The organism is Pseudomonas sp. NPDC008258 (genome assembly GCF_042956345.1).
Lineage (GTDB): Bacteria > Pseudomonadota > Gammaproteobacteria > Pseudomonadales > Pseudomonadaceae > Aquipseudomonas.
Map to the genome: position 1 here is coordinate 24,311 of NZ_JBIBGE010000049.1, position 11,378 is coordinate 35,688.

Sequence of the window (11,378 nt, forward strand, 5' to 3'; positions counted from 1 at the left end):
GAATGCCACCGACGCTGCGGGCTTCAGTAGTCGAAACGGTCCACGGCACGGCGTCGCTCGTTGTCATCGCGCCGGTCATAAATGGCCGTGGTCTGGATATTGGCGTGATGCGCCAGCTTCTGGGCAATCGACAGGTCATGTTCTTCGATCACCCGGGTGATGAACGCCCGGCGGAAGTCGTGCGGCATGATCTTCACCCCTACCTGCGCGCCGCGCTGGCGGGCGATGTAGTAGATCGCGTGCTTGGTGATCCGCGCCCGGGTGATGTGGCTGCCGCGGCGGATACGGTTGAACAGGAACGGGTCGTCCTCGGCCCCTGCCGGCAGGTCCAGGCGACGCAGGTCGAGCCACGCCTGTAACTTCTCGAACGCCCATGGTGGCGCATACTTGATGAGCTGGTGGTTGCCTTTGCCCACCACCTGCAAGCTGCGCGCCTCGAAATCGACCTGGTTCAGGTCGATGTCTACCGACTCCGACTTGCGCATACCGGTGCCGTACAGCAACGCAATAATCGCCGCATCGCGCACGCCCTGCGGCCGTGGGTCGGCGGCGCATACATCCATCAGCTCGCGAATCAGGCTGCGCCGCAAGTTGCGCCCAGGCGGCAGGCGCGTGCCAGTGGCCGGCTTGACCTCGCGAATACGCAACAACTGCTCATGGTCGATCAGGCCCTGGCGCCAGGCCTCGTTCATCACCCCGCGAATGGCGTTGACGTACAGCGACGAACTGTTAGGCGCGTAACCGTCGGCACGCAAAGCCGAAACCAGGGCGATCACGTGGCCGGGCTCAAGCCGATGCCAGGGCACATCGACGATGTTGCAGTCGACAAAGCCCAGGCGGTCGGCGGCGTCCTGAAGGATGTAGCGCATGGTTTGCTGGCTGGATGGGGCCAGGCGGGCCATGTACTGCAGCAGCGGATTTTTCGAGAGATCGGACAAAGCGTGAATCCTGTAGCAAAGCGTTGGCCGGCAATGGTCCGGCCAATGTCTGAAGCAAGTCGAAACGACAACGAGATCAGGATGTTACCTTATTTGGCGTGTCGTCAGCCGCCCTTACGACGCTTGGTTTGGGCACCGACTAAATGGCCTCTGGCCACCAACCCGGGAACATTTGTTGAACCCGAGGCTCGGCAAAGCGCTCGTCGATCAGCACGAGCACCCCGCGATCCTGGTCCCCACGGATGACCCGCCCCGCCGCCTGGATGACCTTGCGCACCCCAGGGTAGAGATAGGCGTAATCGAACCCCGCTCCAAATTGCCTCCCCAAGCGCTGCTTGAACTGCTCGTTGACCGGGTTGACCTGAGGCAACCCGAGCGTGGCAACGAAAGCACCGATCAGCCGTGTGCCCGGCAAATCCACCCCTTCGCCAAAAGCCCCGCCCAGTACAGCAAAGCCAACGCCGCGCCCGTCGGCGACAAAACGGTCGAGAAACCCTTGGCGGGCCGCCTCGTCCATACCAGGTTCCTGGGTCCAAAGCGGAATCTGCGGGTGCCGTTCGGCCAGCAAACCGGCAACCTGCTGCAGGTACTCGAAACTGCTGAAAAAGGCCAGGTAGTTGCCCGGCATGCGCGCAAACTGCTCGGCAATCAGCTCGACAATCGGTGCCAGCGAGGCATGGCGCTGCTGGTAACGGGTGGACACCTGGCTGGCGATACGCACTTGCAATTGTTCGGCGCGAAACGGCGCGGCAACCTCCAGCCAGGCGGTGTCGGCCGGCATACCCAGCAGGTCACTGTAGAAATGCCGCGGGCTGAGCGTGGCAGAAAACAGCGTCACGCTGCGCGCCGCCTGCATGCGTGGCGCCAACAGGCGCGCCGGGGTGACATTACGCAGGCACAGGGTAGCCAGCCTGCGATTGCGCGGGCCTTGCCGCAGGCTGATGTCGAACAGAAAGTGCTTGTCGAACAACTCGGCAACCCGGCTGAACTGCAGCGCCTGGAAGAAGAACTGCAACACCTGCGGGTCAATGTGCGCGGGCGCCTGGTTCATCTGTTCCTGGATCAGCCCGATGCACTGCTGCAAGGCCTTCAGCAAGCCTTCGGGCAGCGCATCGCTGGCCTGGTACGGCGCACGTTGTTCTTTATGAAGCGCGTTCCATTGCCGGTTCAGCCGGTCCAGCGCACTGGCCAGCCCCTGCGGTTTGCTTTGGCGCAGCGCCATCAACTGGCCTTGGTCCAGGCTGGCGCTGTACATGCCGCGCCCGCGCTCGACCAGGTTGTGCGCTTCGTCCACCAGCACCGCCACCCGCCACTGGTTGGCCTGGGTCAGGCCGAACAACAAGGCATGGGCATCGAAATAGTAGTTGTAGTCCGCTACCAGCACATCGACCCAACGCGCCATTTCCTGTCCCAGATAGTACGGGCATACCTGGTGCATCAGGGCCACTTCGCGCAGGTTGGCGCGGTCGAGCAAGGGCAGCGCTGCGGCTGCCTCGCGCGCGGCCGGCAAGCGGTCGTAGAAACCGGCCGCCAACGGGCAGGACTCGCCATGGCAGGCCTTGCCTGGGTGCTCGCAGGCTTTGTCGCGGGCGATCAGTTCCAGCGTGCGCAGGGCCGGTTGCGCCGTGGTATCGGTGACCTGACGCAGGGCGTCGAGGGCCAGCGCCCTGCCCGGCGTCTTTGCCGTGAGAAAGAACACCTTGTCCAACTGCTGCGGCACCATGGCTTTGAGCAACGGGAACAAGGTGCCCAGGGTTTTGCCAATGCCAGTGCTGGCCTGGGCCATCAGGCAGCGCCCCGTACTCACGGCCTTGTACAACGTCTCGGCCAATTGCCGCTGGCCCTGGCGGAACTGCGCATAAGGGAAGCCTAGCGCTTGCAGGCCTTGGTCACGCTCGGCCAGGCGTTGCTGCTGGTACTGAGCCCAGGCGAGGAAGATCTGGCACTGGGTTTCAAAAAAAGCCTGCAACTCGGCAGCTGTGCAGTGTTCGCTGATGAGCGTCTGGCTGTCGCTGTCCACATCCAGGTAAACCAGCGCAACCTCAATGGCCGGCAATTGCCGTGCCTGGCACAGCAGCCAGCCGTAGACCTTGGCCTGCGCCCAGTGCAACTGACGGTGGTTGGCCGGCTGGCGTGCCAGGTCGCCACGGTGGGTCTTGATCTCTTCCAGGCGGTTGCAGGCGGGGTCATAACCATCTGCGCGGCCACGCACCGTCAGGGTTTCGAACTGGCCTTCGAGGGCGATTTCCGCTTCATAGCCAGCTGCACGCCGCGCCACCACCCGCTGATGGCCCTCGATCCCCTCCTGGGCAGTGGGTGATGGCGTGAAGCGCAGGTCCAGATCGCCAACCTTGGCGCTGAACTCACACAAGGCGCGTACCGCCACCCGATAACTCAAGGCGCTTCGCTCCAGCGCACGTGACACACGGCAACGGGCAGCCCGTGGGCCCGACAGAACTCCAGCCAGCGCAGCTGGTTGTCCTGCAGGCGATCACCGGGGCCCTTGACCTCGACCATGCGGTATCGCCCCTGCCCAGGCCAGAACTGGATCAGGTCGGGCATGCCGGCGCGGTTGCTGCGAATATCCTGCAGCAGGCGCAGGAAGCACTGCTTCAGCTGGGCGGCCGGCAGGCAGGCCAAGGCCTGCTCCAACAGCTCCTCGCTGAGCATGGACCAGAACACGAACGGTGACTGGAGACCTTGTTTGGCAGCGTAACAATCCAGAATCGCCTGGCGATGGCTGCCATCATCGAGCCGCCCCAGGCAGTGCTCGAACAACGCGCTGCGCCGCTGCTGGAAGTCATTGTCATGCAGGTCCTGGGGGCCGGCCTGGAAGGGGTTGAAAAACGCGCCGGGCACCGGGGCGAAGATCGCCTCCCAGCACAGCAGGCCAAACAGGCTGTTGAACAGCGTGTTCTCCACGTAATGCACCTGCCCACCCTCTTGCGCCAGATGCTGACGCACGGCCTCTTCCACGCCTAGCGCGGCGTGCTCGCGGGGCAGTTCGAGTTCAATCAGTTCCAGGGGCGCGGTACGTTGGCGCCGTTGTGGCGGCCCACCGAGCTTGCGCGCCAGGCGTGGCAGCATGCGTTCCAGTGCCTGCACCTCCAGGGCATTGGCCGGCGCCGCTGCCAGTTGCAGTGCCAGCGCATGGGCTTGTGGCCATTGCTCGCAGCGCTCAAGTACCCGCACCTGGCGGATGCGAGCCTGGGCATGGCTGCACTGGCTGTACACAGCCATGGCCTGATCCCACTCGCCCAGGCGCTCGCACTGCTGGCCCAGGGCGAACTGCAGCCGCGCATGGCGCCGGGCCAGCCAGGGGTTGTCGCTGTGCAGGCCTTGCAAGGCCGCCAGAATCGAAACAGGGTCGTCGCCCTGCTCCAGGCGCTCGGCGCACTGGTGCAAGGCCATGGCCAGGTCCACTTCGGCGCGTTGCTGCAGGGCTCGCGAGCCCGTGCTGAACGGCACCTGCTCGTAGCGCAGCACACCGAGGTCGGCGAGCACGAAGTCTGACCAGTCCTGGTACAGGTTGCCGAAGAACAACAGGCGCATGCGGTCGCACAGGGGTTGCAGGCACCACTGGAGAATGCGCACTCCACTGGCTGGGTACCACTCGGTCAGTGAACGGGCGGCTAGCCCCAAAGGTTGCAGTTGCAGCAGCAGGTCGTGCTTGGCGGCGCGGGGGCGGCTCAAATGGCTGGCAAAGCAGTGGGCCAACTCGTCTTTGCGCAGCAGCGTAAACAACTGCTCGAGTGCCAATTGCTCGGGTTCCTGCACCCAGCGCAGGGCCAGCAAGGGCTGCAGGGCTTGCCCGGTATCACCAATTTCGGCGTACTCCAGCCGGTCACTGCGAAACAGCTCGCCCTTGCGCATGACCATGCGCACCATCAGCGCCTGGGATGGCGCCTGCAATAAGCTGAACGTCTGGATAAACGCCAGTTCCTGATCGTCGAGCAGGTCCTTGTAGCGCTGTTCAACCCACAGCAATACCTGCCTGAAATTGTGCAGGTAGTAAAACGGGTCGTCGACGGAATGAGCGATCACGGAGAGGCGCAGGCAACGGAAAGGGATACTGTTTATACATACAGACCCGTAGGCCTGGCAAGTGCCGTGGGTCTGGTAGAAGCCCCTCGGCACTTAACGTATAACGCTGGCAGACCGCCCACGGCGTGGCTCCAGCGCTTGCGCCAGGCGCTCAACTGCCTGCTGCAAGCCCTCCAACTGGTCACCCAGCCACACAAGCGCCAGATGCTGCGTGTAGCGCCCTTGCAGGCTGAACTGCCAGCCCGGCAGCGCAAGCAGAACCGAGCCTGCCAACGCCGCAGCGATGCAATCCCACAACAGGGGTTGGCGAAAACGTACCCACAACATTTGCCCGCCCTGGGGCATCTGCAACGCCACGCGCTGGCCGAACTGCGATTCCAGCGCACGCGCCAGGCATTCTGTGCTCCGTTGCATTTCGCCCCGCAGTTGCGCCAACTGCATCTCGATCGGCCTTTTACCCAGCATCTGCGCCAATGCTTGCAGGCGCAGGGGCGCAAGGCGATACTCGCGATCGGCAAACGCGTTGGCCAGCGCCGTAGCATGGCCCAGTACATAGGCATAAGGTGCCTCGCCCCCCACTGCTGCCTCGAATGCTCCCATCACCAACAGCCAGCGGGGCTCTACCCAGTCGCGCAGGCGCGCACGTGGCGGCCCGCGGTAACAGACCTCACTGTCCAGATCGTTTTCCAGCAGCCAGACAGGATGCTGGCCAAGCAACTGTCCCAACTGCCGCTGGTAGTGCGGCGACACCAGCCGCCCCTGCGGCATGCCAAGGCAGGACGGCATGACCAGCATGCACACCGGCTCGCTCCCCAGCAAACGGGCCATGGCGCGCAGGTCCGGATTACCCCGGTTGTCCGCTGGCACCTCCAGTACACGCATGCCGGCACGCGCCAGGGCGCGCAGCACCTGCCAGCAACAAGGCGATTGCACCAGCACCGTTCCGCCCTGCAAGGCCAGCCCAACGAGCAGCGTGTCCAGCAGCGCCTGCACATCAGGGGCCAGTTGAACGTTCTCGGCCCGCCAGTACTGGCTGGAGGAGCGGGTATAACGCTCAGCCAGGGCAGTGCGCAAGCGGGTGCGGCCGAGCGCTTCCCAGGGTGCAAGGCTACTTGCGCGCTGCCGGGCCAACCGGCGCTCCTGGCCCAGCATCATCTGCTCCAACATCAGCTGTGCCGGCAGGGGTGAGTGCCGCGCAAGCATGGCTGGCTCTGCCCTGTCAGTTACCTGAGCATAGTAGCCAGACCTCGGCAAACACTGTACCCGCCCTTCCTCCTCCAGCAGGTGGTAGGCACTCTGCACGGTAGCCAATGACACCCGCAACAGCCGGGACAGTGCGCGCAATGACGGGAGCTTGCATGAGCCATTGATTGCGCCCTGCTCGATCAATGCTTCCAGGTAACGATAAACCTTGCGATAGGCGAACTCGCCGTTTCCCCCTTGATCCATCAATACGGCCCCGGCAACTTGCGCCGCCGCCCCAACGACGACCCCGGTAGCAACCTCAATTGCACATCACGCCTGGCCAGGGCGCTTTGCAAGCGCCAGGCCGTTAGCGATACGCGCCCTTCATAGATCGCCCGCAGTTGCCCCAGCGTCAAGCCACTGGTATTCACCAGCCAGTCCCTCACCCCATCAGGACAGGGTTTGCCCTGCAGGGCCCGATGCAGGTAAGGCAGCGCAACCAGCATGTCGGCATGCCGGCACTTGAGAAAACGCTCGAGGTACTTGCCCTGCCTGGCGAACGGGCTGAACAACAGGCACAGCAGTTGCGTCTGGTTGATGCCGTAGGCTTTGGCCAACTGCAACGTGTGCTCCTCGCGCCACTTGCTGTCGCCCTGCTGGCCAGCCAGCCGCAGCGCCGGGCGACCGGCCTTGGGCGCCTGAGCGCACGCGCGTAATTCGTGCAGTTGCGCCGGTGCCTGCACATCGGCGAACGCCGCCAATGGCCAGGCATCCTGAGCAGCTTCGAAGCCACCACCCAGCATCACGTCAAGTTGCGGCCCGTCAAGCAGATGCGGCAACAGGTCATCAAGGGCAATCACACGCAGCGGAGCATCCTGCGCGACAGCCGCGTGGGTCGGCTCCGCCAGTTTGCCCCGCGCCATGCCGATGGCATCGTGCAAACGGCTCAACCCCTGAGCCAGCGACGCCGGGCAGTGATGCCACACATGCGGGCCACGCTCCCCCATCAGGCGCAGGCTACGCCGGGCCCAGGCCAGGTAGCGGCGCCGCTGGTGGGCGGGAATGGCAGTGATCAATGCGTCGGCTGCTGTCGGTGACTGCAACGCAATGCCCACTGCGTCTGCCAGTTCCAGGTGCAGGCGGCTCCCCAACAAGGCTTCGGGCCTGGCATCCACCAGGTGACCGAACACCAGCATGGCATTTCTTGCCTGCAGCCAGCGTTCCGGTACCGCCGAGGGCCTACGGCTGAAAGGCACCACCTCGCGCCCTTCGATCATCTGCAGTTGAACCCGGGTATCGTCCTGCAAGAACAGGGCGCTGAAACTGCGCTCGTGGCGCTCAAGCGTGGCACTGGCGGCTACTGGCAGGTTGACTACCAGCACCCGCAACTGGAACGTTACCGACGCACGCAGGGCGATGCTCAGTTGTGCCGCACGCAGCATGGCCAGCAGCCGGTCACTACGGCGATCGCTGCCTTGCAGTACCAGTACACGGTACGTGCCAATGTACTCCGGCCCACCTGCTGCAACGAGCATCCGCTGTATCAGTAGTTGCAAAGATGCCCGCTGCGCCTGGGTCATGTGGCCCAGCAAGCGCTCGAGCACTTGCTGGTAAACATAATGCATTGCCTGATCATGAATAACCGTCACGAAATCACCTCATCATCTTCATCCAGAAGAAACTTCCTATATCCAAACTGAAGTAATGTCGTAACGCATCACCGTCGCCAGACCTTCAAGAAATCTTCACCCTTGCGACGGCCTACCGCTGCCTCACGCAGCCTTTCCACAGGCACAGCCATGCTCATTCCACGCTCCTTGCGCAAATATCACCGGGCCATTATCGGGGGATGCAGAGCGATTAAAAGATACAGATCAGGCCAAAAAAACCATTCAGCACGATTGCGCAAACACACTGAGCGCCAAACTGAAATAGTTCAAGCCTGAGTATTTGGCGGAATATTTCCACGGCCCCTCGATTCGACGACTCATATGTAGTCGACATCGGGGAATGCTGTAGGAATATTCTTTTTGTTGCTGTTTAAATCACCTTGCACAACAAACAAAAAACCCGGGACTCGGCCCGGGTTTGTCGACATTGCAAATGGCTGTCAGTGCTGCGCCATGTCCAGCACCACCCGGCCTCCGCAAGGGCATTGGTCCATGTAACGATGGGCCTCCACCACTTGCTCGAACGGATACACCTTGATGATCTGCGGGGTCAGCAGTTGGTCGGCGGTAAACTGGTTGATATCGCGCAAGGCCCGCTGCAGTGCCACCTGATCCTGGCTGATACCAAGCTCGGGCTTGCCGGTGAAATTACCGATGCAATGCACGTAGAACTGGATGTTCTTCTGGAACGCGGCGCAAGCCGGGAACGGCGTCTGGTTACCGCCTTGCAGGCCATACAATACCAGGCTGCCACGCGGTGCCAGCACATCGCCCAGCAGCGACATCTGCGGCCCGCCCATGCCATCGAGTACCATGTCCACGCCACGGCCATCGGTGTACTTGCCTACCTGCAGCAGCAAGTCCTGCTCTTCGGTGACAATCACCTTGTCGGCGCCCAGGCCCAGCAGGTATTCACGCTGCTCTGCCTCTTTGGTAGCCGCAAACACCTTCAGCCCCAGCGCCTTGCCCAGCTGTACGAAGGCGGGGCCGGCACAGTGGCTGGCATCGGTAACCAGCGCGGTTTGCCCCGCCTTGGCACGCGCCAGGTCGACATAGGCAAAATAGGCGATCAGCAGCGGCGTGTAGTGCACGCTGGCCTCGATCGGGGTGAGCACATCCGGGTAGCGTGTAATAGCGGTCCGCGGAAGCACGATGACATCACCGTAGACCGGGTGGTCGTTTGCACTGGTAGCCGGGAAGCTGGCAACCCGGTCGCCCACCGCAATGTCTTCGATGCCTTCACCGACCGCAGTCACCACCCCGGCCATCTCATGGCCGATACCCGCCGGCAGGCGTGCCTGGGACGGCGCCAGGTTCTGGCGCCAAAGCACGTCATACCAGCTGACGCCAACCGCCTGGACGCGGATCTGTACCTCGTCGGCAGCGGGTGACGGTTCGGCCTGCTCCTCGCAACGGAGCACATCGGCAGCGCCGAACTTGTGGAAACGGATCATGCGGGACATCGCATACCTCGCCTTTGTGAACCTCTAATTACCACTGACTCTATCCGGGCTTTAGCCGTTAGACCATCAGCGGTCATTAATAGTCGACATGCTTGTCATCGATTGGGCACCTGACTTTCCATGCGATTGGTACCCCTAAACCCGTGCAGGGTAACAGCCTTTGGCCTTAAGATTCACCCCTGCCCCACTTTAGGCGAAGCGCACCGATGAATCGTAACGACCTGCGTCGCGTAGACCTCAACCTGCTGATCGTGTTCGAAACGCTGATGCACGAGCGCAGCGTCACGCGTGCTGCAGAAAAACTGTTCCTCGGCCAGCCGGCCATCAGCGCGGCCCTCTCGCGCCTGCGCAACCTGTTCGACGACCCCCTGTTCGTACGCACCGGCCGCAGCATGGAACCTTCCGCACGGGCCCACGAGATCTTTGCCTTGCTGTCGCCGGCACTGGACTCGATTTCCACCGCGGTCAGCCGTGCAGCCGAGTTCGACCCCGCCACCAGCAAGGCGGTGTTCCGCATCGGCCTTTCGGACGACGCCGAGTTCGCCCTTCTGCCGCAGTTGCTCAAGCGCATCCGCGCCGAAGCGCCAGGTATCGTGCTGGTGGTACGGCGGGTCAACTATCTGCTGATGCCCACACTGCTTGCCTCGGGCGAGATTTCTGTAGGCGTCAGCTACACCAGTGAACTGCCGGCCAACGCCAAGCGCAAGGTACTGCGCCGCAGCATGCCGAAGCTGCTGCGGGCCGACAGCGTGCCTGGCAGCATTAACCTGGACGACTTCTGTGATCGGCCGCATGCGCTGGTGTCGTTTGCAGGTGACCTTTCCGGGTTTATCGACGAAGCGCTGGAAGAAATTGGTCGCAAGCGCCATGTGGTGCTGGCGGTGCCGCAGTTCAACGGGCTGGGGAGCTTGCTGGCCGGGACGGATATCGTGGCGACAGTGCCCGACTACACGGCCGATGCGCTGACTGCCGCGGGTGGGTTGCGGGCCGAAGACTTGCCGATACCCGTGCGCAGTTTCGAGCTGCACATGGCTTGGCGTGGGGCGCAGGATAACGACCCGGCGGAGCGGTGGTTGCGGTCGAGGATTCAGATGTTCTTCGGCGACCCTGAGAGTCTTTAGGTGTCGTCGGATAGGCTGTTTTTCTGATTACTTCTCCCTTTCCACAGACCATGGAGCTCCATTCACTTCCAGTGGGTTGCTACATCGGGGGCAAATCTGAGGGTATGCTTTGGATGGTTTGAAAATGATACCCCCAGTCTAAGGTCCATCTGTAAGGGGCCGGCTACCACACCTTCCCGACTCCACCGCCGAAGGCCATGGTGTTCACTTAATACGCGGGCAACATCACCCTTAAATGCTGGAGTTCGGAAGGTGACTTTGCCGAACGCTTACAAACAGAAATCGAATGCTCCACATCCTTCACCAGCGCCCTCGCTATCCCGCTCAAGTAATCGCTGCCCACACCAGGCCACAATCCTGCCCTGTACCTGCCTACTGCATCCAGGTCCTAGGTGTTCAGTCCCGGAGAGTCATGGTGCATCCTTAACGCCCCAGGAGGAGGATGCATTTTGGAAGGACGTATTCATGGCTCAGCCCGAACGACGCCGCGAATTCGAGCCGAGCGCCAAGCATCGCAAGAGTCGAATCCAAAGCTTGCCGCCCGCTACCAGTTAAATGTAAAGACCGTGGCCGAGTGGCGTTCACGGTCAACAACCCAAGACTCTCGAATGGGGCCCTCTCAGCCACGCAGCGCCAAGCTGACCGAGTCAGAAGAGGCGATTGTGGTTGAGTTTCGTCAGCGAACAATGCTGCCCTTGGACGACATGCTAGGGCATCTTCATGAGTACCATCCCCAATTGGCCCGTAGCGCCTTGCATCGCTGCTTGATGCGCCACGGGGTCAAGGTCATCTGTGAGGCCTGGACTCAACATCCAGACCGCTTCACTATTAACCCACACCACCTCATCCTGGGACCAAACACCTAGGCTCTGTCTGAAAAAAGCCGTCGCATACACCGCATGACACAAGCCAGCGAGACCATCGCAGCATAACTTTTTGCGAGCTTGTCGAAGCGCG

The 11,378-nt window shown here is 62.3% G+C and carries 7 protein-coding genes and 2 pseudogenes; 2 read left to right on the forward strand and 7 right to left on the reverse strand.

The features are described 5' to 3' along the window. Positions 1-23 precede the first annotated feature (23 nt). The 6 genes from xerC to ACFY9W_RS27060 form a co-directional block, all read right to left on the reverse strand. Entirely contained in the window at positions 24-938 is a 915-nt protein-coding gene (gene xerC / locus ACFY9W_RS27035) for a tyrosine-type recombinase/integrase (protein ID WP_391137283.1), read from the reverse strand. 139 nt (positions 939-1,077) lie between these two features. Continuing rightward, positions 1,078-3,336: a helicase C-terminal domain-containing protein gene (locus ACFY9W_RS27040; RefSeq protein ID WP_391137286.1), complete on the reverse strand. Its 2,259-nt coding sequence runs from the start codon at positions 3,334-3,336 to the stop codon at positions 1,078-1,080. After that, positions 3,333-4,982 (reverse strand): VRR-NUC domain-containing protein, encoded by a 1,650-nt coding sequence (locus ACFY9W_RS27045; RefSeq protein ID WP_391137289.1) that lies wholly within the window; start codon positions 4,980-4,982, stop codon positions 3,333-3,335. The genes ACFY9W_RS27040 and ACFY9W_RS27045 overlap by 4 nt, the downstream gene beginning before the upstream one ends. Positions 4,983-5,075: 93 nt before the next feature. Next, the gene (locus ACFY9W_RS27050; protein WP_391137292.1) at positions 5,076-6,431 is read right to left on the reverse strand and encodes a GntR family transcriptional regulator; all 1,356 of its coding nucleotides are present in this window, start codon (positions 6,429-6,431) and stop codon (positions 5,076-5,078) included. Then, positions 6,431-7,816, reverse strand: a complete 1,386-nt coding sequence (locus tag ACFY9W_RS27055) for a hypothetical protein (RefSeq protein ID WP_391137295.1) — start codon at positions 7,814-7,816, stop codon at positions 6,431-6,433. Before ACFY9W_RS27055 ends, ACFY9W_RS27050 begins: the two co-directional genes overlap by 1 nt. Before the next feature lie 461 nt (positions 7,817-8,277). Next, positions 8,278-9,300, reverse strand: coding sequence for a zinc-binding dehydrogenase (locus tag ACFY9W_RS27060; RefSeq protein ID WP_391137298.1), 1,023 nt, complete (start codon positions 9,298-9,300; stop codon positions 8,278-8,280). A 206-nt stretch (positions 9,301-9,506) separates the two neighbouring features. Here ACFY9W_RS27060 and ACFY9W_RS27065 point away from each other — a divergent pair, with 206 nt between their 5' ends. Then, positions 9,507-10,421, forward strand: coding sequence for a LysR substrate-binding domain-containing protein (locus ACFY9W_RS27065; RefSeq protein ID WP_391137301.1), 915 nt, complete (start codon positions 9,507-9,509; stop codon positions 10,419-10,421). Positions 10,422-10,870: 449 nt separating this feature from the next. After that, positions 10,871-11,227, forward strand: a pseudogene (locus ACFY9W_RS27070) (IS481 family transposase); the annotation flags it as partial. A 56-nt stretch (positions 11,228-11,283) separates the two neighbouring features. On the opposite strand, the pseudogene ACFY9W_RS27075 reads toward ACFY9W_RS27070, so the two are convergent. Next, positions 11,284-11,378, reverse strand: a pseudogene (locus tag ACFY9W_RS27075) (IS5/IS1182 family transposase); the annotation flags it as partial.